The sequence below is a fragment of the Stenotrophomonas sp. PS02300 genome (assembly GCF_029959395.1).
Taxonomy (GTDB): Bacteria; Pseudomonadota; Gammaproteobacteria; order Xanthomonadales; family Xanthomonadaceae; genus Stenotrophomonas; species Stenotrophomonas maltophilia_AD.
Map to the genome: position 1 here is coordinate 19,548 of NZ_JASCOP010000010.1, position 20,189 is coordinate 39,736.

Genomic DNA, 20,189 nt, shown 5'->3' on the forward strand with positions numbered 1-20,189 from the left:
TCCCAGGAGTGATCCGCCCACCGCGACGTGCCCCGAAGGGCCGCTGCCTTACCGGCCATACTATTCCATGAGCTTGCGCATAATCATCGCCGACGACCACCCGGTGGTCCGTATCGGCACCCGATCCGTGATCGAAACCAGCGGCGTGGGCCGGGTGGTGGCCGAAGCCAGCAGCGTGGACGAGCTTCTGGCCGCATTGAAGGCCCATCCGTGCGATGTCCTGGTGACGGATTACTCCATGCCCGGCGGCGCGCAGCCTGACGGTTTTGCCATGATCGGACAGGTTCGCCGTCACTATCCCGACCTGCCGGTGCTCATGCTGAGCGTCTCCAACAACCTGGCGATCCTGCGCATGGTGGTCTCCACCGGCGTGCTCGGACTGGTCGACAAGACCTCGTCGATGGAGGAACTGCCGGTGGCCATCCAGACCGTGCACCGCGGCCAGCCGTACGTGAGCCGCACGCTGAAGAACCTCATCGACCGCCTGGGCACGCAGAGCCTGGGCGATGAACGCACGCGTGCGTTGTCGCCGCGCGAAGTGGAAGTGCTGCGGCTGCTCGCCAGTGGCCTGATCGTGAAGGAAATCGCCGCGAAGCTGCACAAGAGCGTGAGCACCATCAGCCGGCAGAAGGGCGATGCCATGCTCAAGCTTGGCTTGAAGAATGATGCGCAGCTTTACGACTGGCTGCGCGACAGCCCGCTGTGAACCTGCCCCACAGGCCATCGGCCTGCCGCTGAAGAAGTACGTTTCCATGATGAACACCGATCACCGCGTGCAGGGCCTGGACAACGACGCCGTCGTTGCAGACTGGCCGGCGATCAGCGGCACCGAACTGGCGTGGTTGCGCGGCCACTACCCTGCACTGGATGGGGAGTGCCGCGTGCTGTGGCACAGCCCGCGCCCCTTCTCCGCTGCAGCCCTGGTGGCGTGCGGTTCGCGGCGCTGCTTCGTCAAACGCCACCACGTGAGTGTGCGCACGGTCGAGGTGCTGACCGAAGAGCATCGCTTCATCGCGCACCTGGCCGCGGCCGCACTGCCGGTCGTGCAGGTGCTGCACGCGCACGACGGCGCCACCGCGATCGCGCACGGCGACTGGACCTACGAAGTGCACGCCGAAGGCGATGGGCACGATCTGTACCGCGACAGCCCGTCATGGACACCGTTGGACGATGTCGCCCAGGCGCGCACGGCCGGTGCGATGCTGGCCCGCCTGCACGCTGCGGCTGCCAGCTACCACGCGCCCCAGCGCAGCACCCACCTGCTGGTGGCGCGCGACGACCTGCTCCGCGCGCACGATCCGCTGGCGCTGCTGAAGCGCGAGCTTCCCGACCGCCCCGCGCTGGCCGGCTACCTGTCGCGACAACGCTGGGAACACGACCTGCAGCGCGCGGTGCTGCCCTGGCACGCGGCCGTGGTCGAGCGGCTGGCCGCCGAGCCGGTGCTGTGGGGGCACAACGACTGGCATGTCTCCAACCTGCTCTGGCACGGCCACGGCGCCACGGCGACGATCGGCACCGTCTTCGATTTCGGCCTGGCTTCGCCGACCAGCGCCCTGTTCGACCTGGCCACCGCGATCGAGCGCAATGCCATCGCCTGGCTGGATGCCGGCGGCGAGGGCCCGGTGGCGCATGCCGATATCGCGCTGGCGCTGCTGGCCGGCTACCGCCAGGTACGCCCGCTGGCGGCCGCCCAGGTACACCTGCTGGCCGACCTGCTGCCGGTGGTGCACCTGGACTTCGCCCTCTCGGAAGTGGAGTACTTCCAAGGGGTTACCGGCTCCCCGGCGAACGCCGACGTGGCCTACCACACGTTCCTGCTGGGCCATGCCGACTGGTTCGCCAGCCGCCCCGGCCGGGCCCTGCTGGACGCGCTGCACGCCGCTGCCTGAACCGGCGGGGTCGCAACGGCGGCCGATTGGTGTGAAAATGGCCACTGAAGCGGGGGTGCCTGGCGTTGCCAGGCTGAGAGAGTCCCTTGGAACCTGATCCGGTTTGCACCGGCGTAGGGAGCTTGAGCAGCGAGCGCACCCCCCATTGCGGGCCGGTGCGCCTGCGCGCCGTCGCTTCGTCTCCTCTGGCTGATGACGAATCGAATGAACCGCTGCTACCGCCTCACGCTGTTGACCGCCGCCCTCTGCGCCGCCCTGCCGCTGTACGCCAGTGACGCCGACACCGCCGCAGGCGAGCGCTCGCCCACCGACCTGGCCGGCATCCGCGTGCAGGCGCGCAAGCCCGCCGCGCCGCTGGCACCGTCGAGCAGCTTCGGCAGCGCCGACTGGAAGAACACCCCGGCCTCGGTCAACGTGCTCGACAGCGCCTTCCTGGACCGCCTGCAGGTGCGCACCCTGTCCGAGCTGGCCCGGCACGACGCCTCGCTGGGCGACAGCTACGCACCGGTGGGCTATTACCAGAACATCGCCATTCGGGGCTTCGCGCTGGACCCAGCCACCGGTTACCGCTTCAACGGGCTGTCCATCGCCGGCGAACAGCGGCTGGCGCTGGAGAACGTGCAGCAGGTGGAAATCCTCAAGGGTGAGGCCGGCCTCGCCGCTGGCGTGATGGCGCCGGGCGGGATCATCAACTACGTCGGCAAGCGTCCCGCCGATGTGCGCAACGTCACCCTGGCCACCGATTCGGAAGGCTCGCGCTATGCGGCGGTGGACCTGGGCGGCTGGCTGACCCCGCGCTTCGGGCTGCGCTTCAACGCCGCCTGGGATGACACCTCGTCCTACATCGAGCATGCCGACGGCCGCCGCAATTTCTATTCGCTGGCCGCCGACTGGCTGATCGGCGAACACGGCAAGCTGGAAGTGGATGCCAACTACCAGACCAGCGCGCAGCGCTCGGCGTCCGGTTACCAGCTGCTGGGCGGCAGCGAACTGCCGCGCGGCGTGGACCGCAGCCGCATGCTGGGCCACCAGCCGTGGCAGCAGCCGGTGGGTATCGACAGCACCAACCTCACCGCGCTGCACACCTACGACTTCAGCCCGGCCTGGCAGTCGCGCGTGTCGGTGGGCCACAGCCGCTCGGTGATCCAGGACAACGTCGCCTTTGCGTACGGCTGCTACTACGCTGCTGGCTGCGCCGATGGCAGCGTGCCGGGCAACTACTTCGCGCCCAACGGCGACTACGACATCTACGATTACCGCAGCCCCGACGACGTGCGCCGCAATGACGAGGCACGCGGCGAACTGCGCGGCCGCTTCACCACCGGCGCGGTGGAACACGAACTGTCGGTGGGGCTGAGCGCGTTCCACCGCACCGTGGACAAGCGCCAGAACGTCAACGAGTACGTGGGCACGGCCAACATCGGGGACGCGCAGGTGCCGGTGTTCGATCCCTCGCCGCTGCAGCCGGGCCCGTCCGCGCGGCGCCTGGACAGCTGGCAGCGCGCGGTGTTCGCGCTGGACCGCATGCACTTCGGCGATGACTGGCAGTGGCTGGCCGGCGGCCGCTATGTGCGCCTGGATGAGCGCGCCTACGACAAGCGCGGTACCCCGGAACGGCACAGCCGCCTGTCGCAGTTCCTGCCGCAGACCGCGCTGGTGTGGCAGGCCACGGAGCAGCTGAACGTGTACGCCAGCTACGTGGAAGGCCTGTCGCTGGGCCAGGAAGCGCCGTTCTGGACCTCCAACGGCAGCACCTTCCTGCCGGCCATGCAGTCGCGCCAGCGCGAGCTGGGCGTCAAGTACGCCGCCACCGACGGCCTGATGCTGGGCGCGGCGGTGTTCCGCACCACCCAGCCGTTCCAGTACGCCAAGCCCGACGCCAGCGATGCCGGCTTCACCTTCGTGCAGGAAGGCACCCAGGCCCACACCGGGCTGGAGCTGACCGCCAACGGGCAGGTCACCGAACGGCTCGGCCTGACCGCCAGCGCCAGCGTGCTGCAGGCACGCGCGCGCGATGCCGGCACCGCGTTCTACGACGGCCAGCAGCTGGTCAACGTGCCCAAGGTGCGTGCGGCCGTGCACGTGGACTATGCCCTGCCGTTCGTGTCCGGTCTGGCGGTGAGCGGCGGCTGGCGTTATGCCTCGTCCAATGCGGCGACGGTGGATGGCAGCGTCAAGGCGCCCTCGTATTCGGTGTTCGATGCCGGCCTGCGCTTCCAGCACGCGCTGCGCGAGCATCCGGTGACCTGGACGCTGTCGGTGGACAATGTGTTCGACCGCTTCTACTGGCGTGATACCGGCAGCAGCTACGGCGACTACTACCTGTTCGCCGGTGCACCGCGCCAGGCGCGGCTGTCGGTCACCTTCGGGCTGTGAGCGCGCTCATGCTCGAATGGAGCGCCGTCGCCGCCAGCCTGCTGGGCGTGTGGCTGATGGCCCAGCGCCGCGTGCTGGCGTGGCCGGTGGGGCTGCTGGCGGTGGGCCTGTATGCGGTGGTGTTCATCGAAGCGCGGCTGTACTCGGACACCCTGCTGCAGGTCGCCTTCGGTGGTTTCCTGCTGTACGGCTGGCTGAGCTGGCACCGGCATGCCGAGCAGGATGGCGCGATCGTGATCGTGCCGCTGCCACGCCGGCAGCTGCTGCGCGACCTGGCCGTGGGCATCGTGTTCGGCATCGCACTGGGCGCGGCCATGCACACCTGGACCGATGCCGCGCTGCCGTGGCTGGATGCCATGCTGGCCGCGCTGAGCCTGGTGGCGCAGTGGTGGCAGGCACGCCGGCACGTGGCCACCTGGTGGCTGTGGATCGTGGTGGACGTGGTCTACGTGGGCATGTACCTGGCCAAATCGCTGGACATCACCGCCGGGCTGTACCTGGTGTTCGTCGGCCTGGCCGTGATGGGCCTGCGTGCCTGGTCGGCGGCGGGCCATGCCGGGGCGGCGCTGAAACCGCGCTAGGCTTGCGCGGATGAACCAGACCCCCGAACTGCTGCGCCGGCTGCTGCGGGCCAGGGACCACATGGACCGCGCCCCGCACGAGGCGTGGCCGGTGGCGCGGCTGGCGCAGGTCAGCGCGGTGTCGGAGGCCTACTTCGCGCGGCAGTTCCGCCAGGCGTTCGGGCTGCCGCCGCACCGCTACCTGCTCACGCGGCGCATTGAGCGCGCGGTGGCGCTGTGCCGCGACACCGACCTGACGATCACCGAGATCGCGCTGCAGACCGGCTGGAACAGCCTGGGCACGTTCGGGCGGATCTTCCGCGACATCACCGGGCAGAGCCCGGGCGAGCTGCGCGCCAGCCTTGCCGCCGGCACCGCCGCGCAGGCCCCGGAATGCATCGCGCGCGCCGCCAGCCGGCCCGATCTCAAGACCTCAGTTTCGGAGAAGCGGCTGGGCGGCGGGACCGGTAAAAAGGACCCACCAACAACGGAGGTCCCATGAACCAGGGTATTGAAACGGTCGGCCTGTATGTGCGCGACCAGGAAGAAGCACTCGCGTTTTACGTCGGCAAGCTGGGCTTCGTGGTGCACACCGATGCCGGCAATGGCGATTACCGCTGGCTCACCGTGCAGCACCCGGACCAGCCCGGCTTCCAGCTGGGCCTGTTCCGGCCCGGCCCGCCGGTGCACGACGCGGCCACCGCCCAGGCGCTCAATGCGCTGGTGGCAAAGGGCGCGATGCCGCCGGTGGTGCTGACCGTGGCCGACTGCCAGGCCACCTATGAACGGCTGAGCGCGGCCGGCGTGGAATTCATGCAGGAACCGGTGGCGCGCTACGGCACGGTGGATGCCGGCTTCCGCGATCCGTCCGGCAACGGCTGGAAGCTGATCGAACGCGCCGCCACGGCCGGCGCGTAAGACGTCAGTCGAGCAGGAAGCGCATCGCCCCGGTGCCCAGCGCCGGGTCGGTGCTGCCCGGCCGGCCATCTTCGATGCGCCCGGCCAGGCGCTGCATCACGCCGGGCTGCTGGATCTCCAGGTCGTACCAGCCTGCCGTGGGAGCGGCGTTCCAGCGGATCTCCAGGGTTTGCCCCGGCACCAGCTGCAGCTCGCGTTCCGGCATGCGGCCCGCGTAGACGGCGGCGCGTACGCTGACCGCCTGCGCGGTGGCCGCGGTGTTGTGCAGCTGAAGCGTCAGCTGCCCGCCCTCCCCGCGCACGGACGCCTGCACCGGTGCAGCGGCAGCCGCCTCGCCACGGAACTGCCGATGGAAGCCGTTCGGGCCCAGCAGCCACAGGTCGTAGCCTTCCCCTGCGTGTATCGGCCAGTGATCGTGCAGCGGCGCACCGGGCGCTACGGTGTAGCGGCGCGGAACCGCCTCCAGCCGTAGCCGGTCGTAGACATGCAGTACCGCGGCGGCGCCTTCGCACCCCAGGGTCAGCTGCACCCTGGTGTTGTCCGCATCCAGCGCTATCTCCGCCTGCGGGCGGTAGGGCAACGCGCGCGCCGGGCGAACCCCCGGTTCCTGCTTCGCCGGTTCAAGGTCTGCCGGCAACGCCGGCACCGTGCGCCCGGGCAGGGCCGCTGCGCGCGCGGCGACGGCAGCGGTTGCCGGCAGCGACGCAACGAAGGGCCGCGTATCGGATGCGGTGAAATCGAAGGCACCGGTCAGGTCGCCGCACACCGCGCGGCGCCACGGCGACAGTTCGGGTGCGGCCACGCCGAAGCGGCGCTCGATCAGGCGGATCACCGAGGTGTGGTCGTACACCTGCGAATCGACCCAGCCGCCGCGGCTCCACGGCGAAATCACATACAGCGGCACGCGTGGGCCCAGCCCATAGGGGCGGCCACGCAGGTCGAGCGGGTCGGCCTTTTCGTTGCCTGGCGACGGCTGCTGGTGGTATTCGCCCTCGGTGGACACGGCGGAAGCGCCTGCCCAACCCCCTGCGGCGGCGGGATCACGCGACGGCGGCGCAGGCGGCGGCATGTGGTCGAAGAAGCCATCGTTCTCGTCGAACATCAGCAGCAGCGCGGTGCGGCTCCAGACCTCCGGGTCCGCCGTCAGCGCATCCAGCACGCGCGCGGTATAGGCCGCGCCCTGGGCGGGGCTGGACGGTCCGGGATGTTCGCTGCCGGCGGCATCGGCAATGATGAAACTCACCTGCGGCAGCTGCCCTTTCAGCACGTCCTCGCGCAGCTGCGCCAGGCCACGCGTGCTGACCCCGCGCTCGCGCAGCGCCGCGTCATGCCCGGGCGCGCCGCGCCACGCCTGGCGGAATGGCTCGAAGCCAGCCAGCGGGTTGTCGGTGAAGTTGTCGGCCATGTCCTGGTAGATCCGCCAGTCGATGCCGGCCCGTTGCAGGCGCTCGACGTAGGTGGTCCAGGTGTAGGAATCGGGGTTGCCGCCCAGTTCCGGGAAGTTGTCGTGCGAGTTGGCCACGGCCGGGCCGCCGCCGCGTGCGTGCGGATCGTTGTGGCCGGTCCACAGGAACAGCCGGTTCGGATTGGTGCCGGCCTGCATCGCGCAGTGGTAGGCATCGCACACGGTAAAGGCTTCGGCCAGCGCGAACTGGAACGGCATGTCATCGCGGCGGTAGTAGCCCATCGCATGGTCCTGCTTGGCCGCCGGCCAGTGCGCCATGCGCCCGTGGTCCCACGCACGCTGCGCATCGGGCCAGGTGTGCGGGGTGCCTTCCACGCGCATGTAACCGAAGTGCGCGGCGGTATCCAGCGGGAACGGGGCGATGCCGTGGGTGCCGGCTGCGTTCGGCTGCAACCAGATGTTGCGGCGTGGCTGCCTGGCGGCCAGCGGCGCGGCCGGCACCACGAAGCGGTCGCCGAAGCCGCGCACGCCGGGCAGCGTGCCGAAATAGTGGTCGAAGGAGCGGTTCTCCTGCATGAACACCACGATGTGCTGCACATCCTCGAGGCTGCGGCTGCGCGCATGCGGCGCGATCGCCGCCGCACGCGTGATGCTGGGCATCAGCGCGCCGATGCCTGCGGCCAGCCCCGCCTGCAGCAGCCGTCGCCGGTTGCTGTCGGGCAAGGGCGGGCGCGCCGGGCTCACAGGTCGACCCGGACCGAGAAGCCCACGGTGCGCGGCGCACCGATGAAGGCCGAATCGCTGCCGTCCACCCCGGCCAGGTAACGGCGGTCGGTGAGGTTGCTGACCACCAGGTTGGCGCCCACGCCCTTCAGCTTCGGCGACAGGCTCTGCAGGTCGAAGCCGATGTTGGCGTTGAACACCGTGGCCGAGGGCAGGCGGTTGTCGTTGGCCGCATCCAGGTAGCGCTCGCCGAGGTAACGCCCGGACAGGCCGAAGTTCCAGCTGTCGCCCTGCCAGTCGGCCGATACCAGCAGCACGTGCTTGGGCTGGCCGATCACCTGTGCACCATCGACGATGCCCAGTTCGGTGTCGCGCGCCACGTTGCCGCTGCCCAGGTACTTGGAACGGTTGTAGGTGTAGGCACCATTGATGCGCCAGCCGTTGTCCCAGCCATAGCCGAGCGCGGCTTCCAGGCCGGTGCTTTCCACGCCACCAAAGTTCTCGTAGACGCCATCGGTCTCGTCCAGGTAATCGATGCCGTCGGCCAGCCGCGCGGGCAGGTAGACGATGCGGTTGTCGAACTTGATGTTGTACAGGGTCAGCGAGCCGGTCAAGGGCCAACGGCTCACGCGCAGGCCGAGCTCGATGTTGTCGGCGGTTTCCGGTTCCACCCGCGAGAAGCGCTGCGCGTCGGTTTCACCGAGCACGCCGGAAGGAATGGCAGCGAAGTTCTGCGAGAAGCCGCCGAACAGTTCCAGCCCTTCCACCGGCAGCGTCCAGGTGCCACCGGCGGAGATCAGCGGGTCGGACTTCGAATCCGAGCGCACGTTCTCGGCACTGCCGATCACGCGGTTGCGCTTCTGGTCGACGAAGAACTGCTTGACGCCCACGCGTGCGCTGAACGGCCCGAAGCGTGCCACGTCCTCCACGTAGTACATCTGCTCGTCGGTCTTGTAGCGGTCTTCGAACTGCACCCAGTACGGCTGGTGGTCGAAGCTGATGTCGGTGCCGACGTTGAGCAGGCGGTGCCAGTCGCGGCGCACGCTGCGGTCGAACTGTTCCAGCCACACACCGGCACGCACGGTGTTGTCGACCGTGCCCAGGGTCTGCTTCCATTCCACGTCGGCCGTGAAGCCGGCGCGGTCGTTGTCGTAGTGGGAATGGCGGTAGGACTGCACGCCCTGCACGCCCGGTGCGTAACAGTTGGGGTCGTACTCGGCGCTGAACCCGGCGCGCGGCACGCAGCCGGCGCGCATCTGCGCGGCGCTGCCATCAGGGTTCACGAAGTAGAACTGGCCCAGCGCGCTGCCACCATACACGGTGCTGCCACCCAGGTATTCGGATTCCGGCGCGCCCGCGCCATCGTTGCGCGCCTGCACCAGATAGGGCGGCAGCCAGTCACCGCGCCCTTCCATCTTGTGCGCGTAGCCGGTGAGCGAGAGCTTGAACCCGTTGCCGCTGTCGAACGCACCGCGCAGGTAGCCAAAGGTGTTCTCGCGGAGCGCCCGCGAGCCGGAACGGAAGTTCTGGTCCAGATAGGGAATGCCGGTGAGCGTGCCGGTGAGGCCGTCGCGGTCCGGGTTGGTCGCGAATGCTTCCGGGGTGACGCTGGTGTACTCGGGTTCGTCGGCATCGTTGTATGAGGCGTAGCCGCTCAGCGTCCAGCGGTCGAGCTCGGTGATGAACTTGGCGGCCAGGTGATCGTTGCTGACATGGCCGCTGCCGTCGATCCAGTCGTTGACGCGAGCCGACGAGGCGCTGACCCACGCGCGGGTGTTGCCGCCGAGCACGCCGGTGTCATAGCGCACGTAGTACTTGCGCGCGTCGTTGTCGCCGCCACCGACCACCATGCGCAGGCGCGCGTCCTGCAGCGGGTCGCTGGTGAGGAAGTTCAGCGTGCCGCCCAGCGCTTCGTTGGAGCGCGAGGAGATATCCGCCGTGCCCTGGCTGACCTCGATGGTCTCCAGGTCCAACGTGTCGATGTAGCGGTTGGCCAACGAGCCGCCACCGTAGCCGGAGCCACCGTTGGGCAGGCCATCGATGGTGGTGCCGATCTGCTGCGTGTCGCGGTTGGTCACGAAGCCGCGCATGCTGATCTGGGTACCCCAGACCGAGGAGCCGGTGGCGTCCGCTTCGCTCACCACCACGCCGGGCAGTTCATTGAGCGCGTTGTTGACGCTACCCAGGATCTGCTGGCGCTGCAGGGTTTCCTGGCTCACGGTGGTCTTGGCGAAGCTGGTGGCCTGGCCGATGACCTGTACCTGGTCCAGCGTGCGCGCGTCATCAGCGGGTGCCGGTTCGGCGGCGATGGCCTGTACGGAAGCAGAAAGCAACAGGGCGAGAAGCGAGACGCGAGGACAGGAACCGGTCGGGTGCATTGGCATCAATGAAAGTGGCGACCGCCGGAGTATTGATATCGCCGGTGACCTGCGAATGACACCCTGTTTGCAAGTTCAGTCTACGGCGGCACCACACTGTACAACTACCAGGTGTAAGACTTCTCTGATACACGCTTCTGCAGTACGACGATAAGATTCTTCGGCTGATCACATTGAGGATGATCACCGCCGATCCTCAAGCGCGTTGGTAACGTTACGTCGTTTAGCTGTGCGTTCGGCACGCGGCACTGCCTTCAATTCAACAATGGAGTTTTTGTATGCGAAATCTGGATTTCAATGAAGTGAACAGCGTTTCGGGCGGCGAGCTGAACTACTCCGTCAACCTTGGCCCCTTCGGCGTAAGCGGCACGTTCGACGACCTTGGGCAGGCCGCCAAGGCATACGGTCGGTTTGCACCCTTGAGCGGCATTGCCTACCTTGGCGATCTGTACGACGCCTACAACCTGATGGCCAAGTGATCCACATGCCCCCGGCCCAGGTGGCGCCGGGGGCATGTGCCATCCACCTGTTCCATTAGCGATGTGAAATGAAGCGACCTGCTCCCACTCCTGAAAACCATCTGATTTTTTCGGCCATTACGTGGGTGGCAGTCAGCTTTGCCGGCATGGTTCTTTCAGACGCCGGCGTTTACGGTGCAAAGAGCATCGTAGAGGCCACGGCCCTCGTTGCACTTGTGCTTCTGTTCCCCGATGAGCCTCGGCGGGCGTGGTCAGCATGGCTTCTGGCCGCATGCGTTGCTCTCGCGCTGGCGTTCCTGGCGGGGTGGCTGCTCATCTACGCCCTTCCGAACGTTGCCGACTTCAAGTTCCCCGCCAGGGCCAACCTGAGAACAATCGACGTGGTCGCCGGCTTCGTGGCTACCGGGCTGATTGCTCCATTGTTCGAGGAGAAGCTGGCACGGCACCTCGCGCTGCGCGGCTGCGCTGGCGTCATCGGCCCCGCCGTCTCCCGCTACATCCACCCGGGCATTCCCGCTTCACTGATCATCTCAACGATCTTCGCGCTATCCCACCCAAGTGTGATGCTGCTTGCGTTCCCGTTTTCGATCGTGCTGTGCGTGCTTGCGTTGAGGTACGAATACAACTTCCTGCAGCGCGCCATCATCCACGGACTGTTCAACAGCGCTGTGATGGCTTGGTACCTTACCCAGGGATTTGGATTCCAAGGATAGGGGCGCGATCCGCTGCGCGCGCTGATCTGCCGATGTTGCCGTCAATGTCCCCCGTGCGTGGAGCGGTGGCGGAACTTCCGCGACATCCATTCGCCGAGGTCATCCATCACGGTGAATGCCGCCGGGATCACGATCAGGCTGAGCAGCGTGGAGGTGATCAGGCCGCCGATCACGGCAATCGCCATCGGTGCGCGGAAGCTGGAATCACCCGCGAAGCCCAGCGCGATCGGCATCATGCCGGCGCCCATTGCCAGGGTGGTCATGATGATCGGCTGTGCACGCTTGCGGCAGGCATCGATCAACGCATCGTGCTGGCTCATGCCCTGCTCGTCTTCGGCCATCACCGCGTAATCCACCAGCAGGATGGAGTTCTTGGTGGCGATGCCGATCAGCATCAGCAACCCGATCAACGCCGGTAGCGACAGCATGTTCTGGGTGATCAGCAGCGCACCGAAGGCACCGCCGGCACACAGCGGCACCGCCGCCAGGATGGTGACCGGCATCAGCGCGTGGTTGAACAGCAGCAACAGCACCATGTAGATGCAGATCAGGCCGGCGGCCATCGCCAGCATGAAGCCGATGAACAGCTCCACGAACACTTCGGCGTCGCCGGTGTTGAGGAAGGTCACGCCCGGGGGCAGCTGCTTGACGCTGGGCAACGCCTGCACTTCGGTCATCACATCGCCCAGCGGGCGGCCGTTGAGTTCGGCGGTGAGGGTCACGTTGCGCTGGCGCTGGTAGCGCGAGATCTGCGACGGGCCACTGCCCTGGCGGATCTCGGCCACGGCAGCCAACGGCACCGGGCCGTCGCGACCGGGCACGCGCAGCTGCCCGATCAGCGCCGGGTTGGCCAGCGTGGCTTCGGCGAAGCCGACGCGGATCGGTACCTGCCGATCGGGCAGGTTGAGCTTGGCCAGGCGCTGCTCGTAATCGCCGGCAGTGGCGATGCGCGCCGCTTCGGCGATGTCCTGGGTGGCCACGCCGAGGTCTGCGGCGCGTGCGGCGTTGGGCACGATCTGCAGTTCCGGGCGCAGCAGCGAGGCGGTGGAGGTCACGCTGCCCAGGCCCTGGATGCCGCGCAGGTCGCGCTCCAGTGCGGTGGACGCATCCTGCAGGCGCTGCGGGTCATCACCGGACAGCACCAGCTGCAGCAGGTTGCCCGGCTCGGAGCTGACATAGCTCACGCGCACGCCGGGAAGATCCGCCAGCCGCTGGCGGGCATCGCGTTCCAGCGCACGCTGGTCGCGGTCACGGTCGTCGGCCACGCCCCAGTCCAGCACCAGCGTGGCCTTGCGTGCTTCGCCGACGCCGGTGGCGCTGGGGTCGCCCAGGTCCAGCACGGCGCCCACGGCGGTGTAGACCTGCTTCAGCTCAGGCATGTCCTTGAGCAGCGCGCGCGCATGCTCGGCCACCGCCACGGTTTCCTGCAGGCGGGTGCCCGGCGGCAATTCCAGGTTGAGGTTGCTGCGGCCCAGGTCGGACTGCGGAATGAAGGTGGCCGGGATGAACGGCACCAGCGCCAGCGAGGCCACGAACAGGCCGGTGGCGATCCACAGGGTCCGGCCGCGGTAGCGCAGCGCGGCGTCCACCCAGCCCAGGTACCAGGTCATCAGTTTCGATTCGGGCTTCTCTTCGCCATGCAGCTTGAGCAGGTAGGCGGCCATCATCGGGGTGAGCAGGCGCGCCACCAGCAGCGAGAACAACACTGCCGTGGCGGCGGTCCAGCCGAATTCGCGGAAGAACTTGCCGGCGATGCCGGGCATGAATGCCACCGGCACGAACACCGCCGCCAGGGTCAGCGAGGTGGCGATCACCGCGTTGCCGATCTCACCGGCGGCTTCGCGCGCGGCTTCCAGTGGCGGCTTGCCCATGCGCAGGTGGCGCACGATGTTTTCGATTTCCACGATCGCGTCATCCACCAGGATGCCGACCACCACCGACAGTGCCAGCAGGGTGATGATGTTGAGCGTGAAGCCGAAGAAGTACATCACCGCGAAGGTGGGGATGATCGACAGCGGCAGCGCCAGCGCCGACACCCAGGTGGCGCGCCAGTCGCGCAGGAACAGCCACACCACCAGCAGCGCCAGCAGCGCGCCTTCCCAGAGCATCGTCATGGACGAGTCGTAGGAGCGGTGGGTTTCATCGATGGCGGTGGTGACCAGGCGGAAGTCGATGCCCGGGTGGCTGGCCTTCAACTGGTCCAGCGCGGTGTGGACACCGGCCTCGACCTTCACTTCGCTGGAGCCACGCGTGCGCGACATCGAGAACGCCACTACCTGCTTGCCGTCCAGCAAGGCGGCCTCGGTCGGGTCGGCGGCAGCATCGGTGACATTGGCCAGGGTGGACAGTCGCACGGCGCGGCCATCGGGCAACGCGATGGAGTAGTCGCGCAGTGCCTGCGCGTCACCCACGGTGCCGAGCGTGCGGATGGTCTGCTGCGCGCCTTCGATCTCGGCCTTGCCACCGGCACGTTCCACCTGGATGCGGGCCAGCTGCTGGGACACGTCACCGGCGGTGATGCCCATCGCGATCAAGGCGTTCGGGTCCAGGTCCACGCGCACCTGGCGCTGCACGCCGCCCACGCGGGTGACCCGGGCCACGCCGGGCACGCCGTACATCGCGCGCGATACATCGCGGTCGACGAACCAGCTGGCCTCGTCGGGCGTCATGTGCGGGGCGACCAGCGCGTAGGTCATCAGCGAGCCGCCGATGTCGACCTTGGAGATCACCGGCTCCTGGATGTCCTGCGGCAGGTCGGTGCGGATGCGGGTGACCGCATCGCGGGTATCGTCCAGCGCGGTGGCTAGGTCGGCCTCAAGCTGGAATTCGATGGTGGTGGTGCTGACGCCCTCGCTGACCGAGGAGATCACGCGCTTGACGTTGTTGACCGTGGCGACCGAGTCCTCGACCTTGCGGGTGACCTCGGCTTCCAGCTGGCTGGGCGAAGCGCCCGGCTGGGTCACGGTGACGGTGGTCATCGGGAATGCGATGTCGGGGAAGCGCGCCACGGGCAGCTGGTAGAAGCCCCACAGGCCGGCCACGCACAACACGAAGAAGATCAGCAGTGCCGGCAACGGGCGCTTGATCGCCCAGGCGGAAATATTCATTTGGCGCTCGCCTTGGCATCGGCCACCACGCGGACGCGGTCGCCTTCACCCAGGAAGCCGGCGCCATCCACCACCACGCGGTCGCCCACCTTCAGCCCTTCCAGGATCGCGGTGCGGCCCTGCACGGCCTGGCCGGTGCGCACGCGCAGGCGCGCGGCCTGCTGCTTGTCGTTCACGGTGAACACGTAGCTGTGGCCGTCGCGCTGCACGATGGCGGCGGTGGGAATGGTCAGCGCCAGGCCTTCGCCGGTGACGATGCGCCCTTCCACGTACACGCCCGGCTTGAGCGTGCCCGGTTCGGGCAGGTCGGCGAAGATCGTACCGGTGCGGGTCTGTGCGTCCACGCCCGGGGTGACCGCCCGGATGCGGCCGCTGACTACCGCGTCGGCGTAGGGCAGTTCCACGGTGTTGCCGACGGCCACGCCGGTGAGCTGGTCTTCGGGCAGTTCGGCGCGCCATTCCAGGCGGCCATCGCGGATCAGGCGCAGCAGTTCGGTACCGGCCGAGACCACCTGGCCGGGCTGCACCAGGCGCTTGGAGATCAGGCCGTCGGCCGGCGCGCGCAGGTCGGCGAAGTCACGGCGCAGCTTGGCCGCATCGCGGGCGGCACGGGCGGTGGCGGTCTGCGCTTCGGCGTTGATGCGCGAGGCGCGCAGCTCGTCCAGGCTGCTTTCGCTGATCAGCTGCTGGGCGGCCAGCTTGGCGCTTCGCTCGTAGTTCAGGCGCGCCAGTTCCTGCGAGGCCTGCGCCTGCTTCAGCGAGGCATCGGCCTGCGCCAGTTCGCTGTCCAGGGTGCGGTGGTCCAGCTGCAGCAGCACCTGGCCCTGCTTGACCCACTGGCCCACGTCTACCGGCAGTGCGGTCACGCGCTGGCCGCTGATTTCCACGCCGAGCTGCATTTCCTCGTACGCGGTGACCGGGCCGGACACCAGCACGGTGCGCGCCATGGGCTGCTGCTGGGCGGTGGCCAGCGAGACCGGCAACGCCGAGGCAGCGGCCGCGTCGGCGGCGGCCTTGTCGTCTTTATTGCCGCAGGCGGCCAGCAGCGTGGCCACCAGCAGGAGGGAGGTGCAGCGGAAAAGTGAGGCGCGCATCAGTGAGCTTCCGTGTCGGAACAGCGGGAACAGGGGAAAGGGGGTCAGGCGGCGCGCGCAAGGCGCAGTTCGATGCCGTCCAGCATCAGGCCGAGGCCTTGTTCGAAGCGCGTGTCGAAATCGACCTCGCTCCAGACCTCGCGGGCGTCCCAGCAGTGCGGGAAACGCGCTTCGGCCAGGGCCATGAAGGCCTCGCCCAGCGCCTCCATGCTGCCGTCACCGGGCCAGGACTGCTCTTCGATCACAAAGCCCATCGCGTAATACACCAGGTCCATCGAGGCGGTCGCGGCGAACCGCACCGACGCACCGGCGCCAACCAGCGCGGCGATGCTGGCCTCGCCCACCCGCAGCACGTTCTCGGTGGCCAGGAAGGTGCCGGCGTAGACCCGCGCACCGTCGCGGCGGGCCTTGAACGCAACCCGGAACTCGCGGGCAATCTGCAGCAGGGTCTGCCGCCACAGCTGGCCGTCGGGGATGTGGCGGGCCACGTCCACGATCATGGCGTCGGCCATGGCATCGACCAGCGCCTGCTTGCTCTTGAAGTGCCAGTACAGCGACGGCGCGCGGATGCCCAACGTGCAGGCCACCTTGCGCAGGGTCACGCCCTCCATGCCGGCCTCGTCGAGGATCTTGAAGGCGGCACCGACGATGTTGTCCCGGGCGATGGGCTGACGCACTGGGGGCTTCTACCTAACGGTGTTAGGGGGCGAATCTAACAGTGTTAGGTTGGCGGGCGCAAGCGCTGAATGCTGAAAGCGACGGGCTGGGGGTCGGTAGGGTCGGTCGCCAGACGACTGCCGACGTCAGTGATCAGGGCTGGGACGCATGACCGTGAAACGGGTAACGCAGCACCTCAGTTACCCGCGCAAACCGATAGAGCGCAATGTATCTTCTGGCTCACTCTGGCATCGGTGCCCATAAGGAGAAGAATTCCGTATGAAGATCACTGGCTTTCTTGTCATGGACGCCGATGGCGAGATCCTGGACGCCGACGCCCACGGCAATAACCTCGCATTCTGTTGCACGCAATGCGGACACCCGGTATTGGCCGTTGCGCTGGAGAATCAGCGCGGCAGCGATGAAGATCATCCGGCGCGGTGCAACGGATGTGGCGCTCGCTATTTCCTGGACATCCGCGAGTGGGCAGAGAAGCTTTATGTGCACATGATTGAGTGACTTCTCTGGCTGTTTCAACTTCTGCTTTTTTCTTCGACAGGGATCATGCGTCTGGCGCGCCGATTACTGCTATCGGCGGTCGTCTTGCGACCGACCCTACCGAGTCCCAGACTGCAGCTTCAGCTCTGTCTAACGCGTGGCATACTCCGCCAGCATCGCGTGCTGTCCTGTCGGGGTGGCCGCGACCCGCCACACTCCCATTGGCCTGCCGCATATGTCCTGGCTTCCGGTTCGTCCTGCTCCTGTGCACGTCACGAACCGGCACGCTGGCGCTGCGTGCTGGCGGCTGTTGTTCTGTCTGGTGCTTGCGATATCCGGGCTGCCTTCGGCCCATGCGCTGTCGCCCGACCGCGCGCTTTCGCAGCTTCGGCATGACCGCTGGACCGCCGACGACGGCGCGCCTGCGCAGATCTTCTCCCTTGCGCAGACGCCTGATGGGCTGCTCTGGCTGGGTTCGCGACAGGGCCTTTATCGCTTCGATGGCGTGCGCTTCGAGCGCATCACCACGGCCGGTGGGACGCCGCTGATCGACGACGATGTGCTGAGCCTGAAGGCCGAGGCCGACGGCTCGCTGTGGGTGGGCTACTTCAATGGCGGCATGAGCCGGGTTGGCGGTCCTGCACCGGGCCAGTACGAATACCAGCGCGATGACGTACCGCTCGGTTCGGTGATGGGGTTTGCGCGCGACGCACGCAAGCGGCTGTGGGCGATCACCCCGGTGGCCGTGGTCTGGCTGGACCCTGCTACCGATACCTGGACATCCGCACAGGACATGGGCATCGACCCCGGCTGGCGGCCGGAGCGCCTGTACGCCGACCGCCAGGGCGGCCTCTGGGTGGCGTATTCGGAAAACCAGGCCTTCGGCATCGTGCACCTGGCACCGGGTGCGACGCGCTTCCAGCCCTATCCCAAGCCGGTGCAGATCCCCTACTTCGATGAGGCCGCCGACGGCACGCTGTGGGCGGCCGACTACTGGGGTGTGCGCCCGCTGGCGCGCGCCGATGCCGATCCGCGCCACGCCCGTGCCACGGTGAGCTGGCTGGAGCCGGCGTTCAAGGGTGCCGGCCTGCGCTTTGATCGCGATGGCGGCATGTGGCTGAGCGCCTCCGGCGGCATCGCACGGGTGCGCGAGGCCACTACGTTGCGAGCGCCGGGGCCCGGGGTGGCACTGCCGTCGCCGGAGTACTTCGGGCCCGCCCAAGGGCTTACGTCGGAGGTGGTCTGGACGATCTTCGAAGACCGCGAAGGCAACATCTGGACCGCCACCGCCAACGGGCTGGACCGCTTCCGCGACAACGCGCTGGCGCCGATCGCGCTGCCCCGCCGCGACCAGTCCTTTGCGATGGCGGTGGGCAGCGATGGCCACCTGCTGGTCGGCAATGCGGACCGCGGGCCGATGTGGGTCAGCCCCGATCCCAGCCAGGCAAGCGGCGCCCGCATCGAAGAACTGGGTGGCCCGGACATGGAAGGGGTGACCTCGCTGCATCGCGATGGCAGCGGCACGCTGTGGGTGGGCGGTGCGCGCGGCACGCTGTCGCGGCTGGGCGCCACCGGACTGGAAAAGGTAGCGCTGCCGCCGGAACTGGAAGGCGACGGCCTGATCGGCATGATCAGCAGCGACCGCGCCGGTGGGCTGTGGGTGAGCCGGCTCAACGGCGGCCTGCTGCGCCTGTACAACGGCCGGTGGGAAATGCAGAACGCGAAGTACGGCATGCAGGCGGGCGTGACTCCGCGTGCGTTGGCCGAGGATGCGCAGGGCCGGATCTGGACCGATGCCGGGCAGACGATCGGCGTGTTCGAGAACGGGCGGCGCCGCGACCTGAGACAGGATGGCCCGGACATCGGGCGCATCGGCGTGTTGCGCGCCCACGCCAAGGAACTCTGGGCCGGCGCGGCGCGCGGCGTGTCGATGCGCACGACTGAGCACTTCCAGCGGCTGCTGGGCCGGGGTGGTGAACGCTTCGAGCACACCACCGGGATCCTGCTGCGGCCCAATGGCGAACTGTGGCTGGGCGGGCGCAGCGGTCTCACCCGCGTGCCGGCCGCCGAACTGGCGCGCTGGCGTGCCGACCCGGCGCATGCGGTGGCCTTCGAGCGCTTCGGCGTGCTCGATGGCCTGCGCGGCAGCACCGAAAAGACCGGCGGCGTGTCGTCGGTGCAGGGCGATGCGCAGGGGCGGATCTGGTTCGCGACCGATCGCGGCGTGCACTGGATCGACCCCGACCATGTGCCGCGCAATCCGGCCGCGGCGCCGCCCGCGCCGTCGCTGCTGGCCGTGCAGGTGGACGACACCGCGATGCCGTTGTCCGCGCACCTGCGCCTGCCCGCCGGCAGCCGTGACCTGCGCGTGGACTACACCGCGCCGGCGCTGCGCGTGCCCGAGCGCGTGCGCTTCCGTTACCGGCTGGACGGCGTAGACGATGCGTGGCGCGAGGCCGGCACTCGTCGCCAGGCGCTGTACAGCCGGCTGGCACCCGGCAGCTACCGGTTCCGGCTGATCGCCAGCGACGACACCGGCACCTGGTCACCGCAGGAGGCGTCTTTCCACGTGACCGTACTGCCCGCGTTCTGGCAGACCGGCTGGTTCGCGCTGGCGATGCTGGCGTTGGCAGGCGCGCTGGTGTGGCTGTTCGTACGCTGGCGGGTGGCGATCGCGCGGCTGCGCGTGCAGCGCCTGTACCGGGCGCGGGTGGGCGAACGCGAGCGGATCGCGCGCGACCTGCACGACACCCTGCTGCAGTCGGTACAGGCACTGATGCTGCGCATCGAATCTTCGCGCCGCCGGTTGGCATTGGGCGATGCCGCCGGCGCCGAAGCCGGGCTCGCGCATGCGCTGGAAGAGGCAGAGTCGGGCCTGGTCGAAGGGCGCGACCGCATCCGCGCTCTGCGCCGCGATGAGGCCGGCGTCGACGATCTGGAAACGGCGGTACGCGCGTTGCCGGCCCAGCTGGAACTTCCCGCCGAGATCGCCTTCGCGCTCGAGGTACGCGGCCGGCCACGCCGCTGGCGCCAGCCCGAACTGGCCGAGGTCTACCGGATCGTGCGCGAGGCGTTCGCCAACGCCAACCGCCATGCCCATGCCTCGCGCATCACCGTGCGCATCACCTATGCGCTGCTGCACACCCTCGTCGAGATCGAGGACGATGGCTGTGGCATCCAGGACGAGGTGGTTGTCCACGGCGGCAGCGAAGGACATTGGGGCCTGCCTGGCATGCGCGAGCGCGCGGCGCTGTGCGGCGGCACGCTGTCGGTGCAGGCACTGGCCACCGGCGGCACCCGGGTAGCGGTGCGCCTGCCACGCTGGCGGGGCTTCCGGCGCTGACGAAAGCGCTTGCGTTGGGCAGCGCCACGATGCACGGTGCACTCCTCAC

At 68.3% G+C, this 20,189-nt stretch carries 14 protein-coding genes, 1 pseudogene and 1 riboswitch; of the genes and pseudogenes, 10 read left to right on the forward strand and 5 right to left on the reverse strand.

The window, feature by feature from the left end:
* Window positions 1-67: 67 nt before the first annotated feature.
* The 6 genes from QMX79_RS03845 (at window position 68) to QMX79_RS03870 (ending at window position 5,743) form a co-directional block, all read left to right on the forward strand.
* The gene (locus QMX79_RS03845) at window positions 68-706 is read left to right on the forward strand and encodes a response regulator transcription factor (RefSeq protein WP_282244549.1); all 639 of its coding nucleotides are present in this window, start codon (window positions 68-70) and stop codon (window positions 704-706) included.
* A 46-nt stretch (window positions 707-752) separates the two neighbouring features.
* Window positions 753-1,889, forward strand: coding sequence for a phosphotransferase (locus QMX79_RS03850; RefSeq protein ID WP_282244550.1), 1,137 nt, complete (start codon window positions 753-755; stop codon window positions 1,887-1,889).
* A 41-nt stretch (window positions 1,890-1,930) separates the two neighbouring features.
* Window positions 1,931-2,026: riboswitch (TPP riboswitch) on the forward strand.
* Between the two features lie 67 nt (window positions 2,027-2,093).
* Window positions 2,094-4,265, forward strand: coding sequence for a TonB-dependent siderophore receptor (locus QMX79_RS03855; RefSeq protein ID WP_282244551.1), 2,172 nt, complete (start codon window positions 2,094-2,096; stop codon window positions 4,263-4,265).
* Window positions 4,266-4,273: 8 nt separating this feature from the next.
* On the forward strand, window positions 4,274-4,846 hold the full coding sequence (gene pnuC, locus QMX79_RS03860) for a nicotinamide riboside transporter PnuC (RefSeq protein ID WP_282244552.1): 573 nt from the start codon (window positions 4,274-4,276) through the stop codon (window positions 4,844-4,846).
* Between the two features lie 10 nt (window positions 4,847-4,856).
* Window positions 4,857-5,327 carry a helix-turn-helix transcriptional regulator gene (locus QMX79_RS03865; protein WP_282244553.1) on the forward strand — a complete coding sequence of 157 codons (471 nt, stop codon included), beginning with the start codon at window positions 4,857-4,859 and terminating at the stop codon, window positions 5,325-5,327.
* On the forward strand, window positions 5,324-5,743 hold the full coding sequence (locus QMX79_RS03870) for a VOC family protein (RefSeq protein ID WP_282244554.1): 420 nt from the start codon (window positions 5,324-5,326) through the stop codon (window positions 5,741-5,743). Before QMX79_RS03865 ends, QMX79_RS03870 begins: the two co-directional genes overlap by 4 nt.
* Before the next feature lie 4 nt (window positions 5,744-5,747).
* On the opposite strand, the gene QMX79_RS03875 is transcribed toward QMX79_RS03870, so the two are convergent.
* Window positions 5,748-7,871, reverse strand: a complete 2,124-nt coding sequence (locus tag QMX79_RS03875) for a phospholipase C, phosphocholine-specific (protein WP_282244555.1) — start codon at window positions 7,869-7,871, stop codon at window positions 5,748-5,750.
* 17 nt (window positions 7,872-7,888) lie between these two features.
* Window positions 7,889-10,144: pseudogene (locus QMX79_RS03880) on the reverse strand (TonB-dependent receptor); the annotation flags it as partial.
* A 383-nt stretch (window positions 10,145-10,527) separates the two neighbouring features.
* On the opposite strand from QMX79_RS03880, the gene QMX79_RS03885 reads away from it, so the two are divergent.
* Together QMX79_RS03885 and QMX79_RS03890 are read left to right on the forward strand one after the other, a co-directional pair.
* Window positions 10,528-10,728: a hypothetical protein gene (locus tag QMX79_RS03885; RefSeq protein ID WP_282244559.1), complete on the forward strand. Its 201-nt coding sequence runs from the start codon at window positions 10,528-10,530 to the stop codon at window positions 10,726-10,728.
* A gap of 68 nt (window positions 10,729-10,796) precedes the next feature.
* Complete coding sequence (locus QMX79_RS03890) at window positions 10,797-11,441, forward strand: CPBP family intramembrane glutamic endopeptidase (protein WP_282244561.1); 645 nt, start codon at window positions 10,797-10,799, stop codon at window positions 11,439-11,441.
* 41 nt (window positions 11,442-11,482) lie between these two features.
* Here the strand turns inward: QMX79_RS03890 and QMX79_RS03895 are convergent, their stop codons facing one another.
* Genes QMX79_RS03895 through QMX79_RS03905 form a run of 3 tightly spaced genes read right to left on the reverse strand, consistent with a single transcriptional unit; the run spans window position 11,483 to window position 16,319 of the window.
* Window positions 11,483-14,548, reverse strand: a complete 3,066-nt coding sequence (locus tag QMX79_RS03895) for an efflux RND transporter permease subunit (protein ID WP_282244563.1) — start codon at window positions 14,546-14,548, stop codon at window positions 11,483-11,485.
* Window positions 14,545-15,642 (reverse strand): efflux RND transporter periplasmic adaptor subunit, encoded by a 1,098-nt coding sequence (locus tag QMX79_RS03900; protein ID WP_282244565.1) that lies wholly within the window; start codon window positions 15,640-15,642, stop codon window positions 14,545-14,547. The genes QMX79_RS03895 and QMX79_RS03900 overlap by 4 nt, the downstream gene beginning before the upstream one ends.
* Window positions 15,643-15,686: 44 nt before the next feature.
* A complete protein-coding gene (locus QMX79_RS03905) occupies window positions 15,687-16,319 on the reverse strand; it encodes a TetR/AcrR family transcriptional regulator C-terminal domain-containing protein (protein WP_282244567.1) in 633 nt (210 codons plus the stop codon).
* A 259-nt stretch (window positions 16,320-16,578) separates the two neighbouring features.
* Between QMX79_RS03905 and QMX79_RS03910 the strand changes: the two genes are divergently transcribed.
* Window positions 16,579-16,818: a hypothetical protein gene (locus QMX79_RS03910; protein ID WP_282244569.1), complete on the forward strand. Its 240-nt coding sequence runs from the start codon at window positions 16,579-16,581 to the stop codon at window positions 16,816-16,818.
* A gap of 301 nt (window positions 16,819-17,119) precedes the next feature.
* Complete coding sequence (locus QMX79_RS03915) at window positions 17,120-20,140, forward strand: sensor histidine kinase (RefSeq protein WP_282244571.1); 3,021 nt, start codon at window positions 17,120-17,122, stop codon at window positions 20,138-20,140.
* The last annotated feature ends 49 nt before the right edge of the window (window positions 20,141-20,189 follow it).

What these genes read in the sequence shown, in the direction of transcription:
- QMX79_RS03845 (WP_282244549.1), top strand. Translation starts at nt 68, where the DNA reads ATGAGCTTGCGCATAATCATCGCCGACGACCACCCGGTGGTCCGTATC.
- QMX79_RS03850 (WP_282244550.1), top strand. Translation starts at nt 753, where the DNA reads ATGATGAACACCGATCACCGCGTGCAGGGCCTGGACAACGACGCCGTC.
- QMX79_RS03855 (WP_282244551.1), top strand. Translation starts at nt 2,094, where the DNA reads ATGAACCGCTGCTACCGCCTCACGCTGTTGACCGCCGCCCTCTGCGCC.
- pnuC (WP_282244552.1), top strand. Translation starts at nt 4,274, where the DNA reads ATGCTCGAATGGAGCGCCGTCGCCGCCAGCCTGCTGGGCGTGTGGCTG.
- QMX79_RS03865 (WP_282244553.1), top strand. Translation starts at nt 4,857, where the DNA reads ATGAACCAGACCCCCGAACTGCTGCGCCGGCTGCTGCGGGCCAGGGAC.
- QMX79_RS03870 (WP_282244554.1), top strand. Translation starts at nt 5,324, where the DNA reads ATGAACCAGGGTATTGAAACGGTCGGCCTGTATGTGCGCGACCAGGAA.
- QMX79_RS03885 (WP_282244559.1), top strand. Translation starts at nt 10,528, where the DNA reads ATGCGAAATCTGGATTTCAATGAAGTGAACAGCGTTTCGGGCGGCGAG.
- QMX79_RS03890 (WP_282244561.1), top strand. Translation starts at nt 10,797, where the DNA reads ATGAAGCGACCTGCTCCCACTCCTGAAAACCATCTGATTTTTTCGGCC.
- QMX79_RS03895 (WP_282244563.1), bottom strand. Translation starts at nt 14,548, where the DNA reads ATGAATATTTCCGCCTGGGCGATCAAGCGCCCGTTGCCGGCACTGCTG.
- QMX79_RS03900 (WP_282244565.1), bottom strand. Translation starts at nt 15,642, where the DNA reads ATGCGCGCCTCACTTTTCCGCTGCACCTCCCTCCTGCTGGTGGCCACG.
- QMX79_RS03910 (WP_282244569.1), top strand. Translation starts at nt 16,579, where the DNA reads ATGAAGATCACTGGCTTTCTTGTCATGGACGCCGATGGCGAGATCCTG.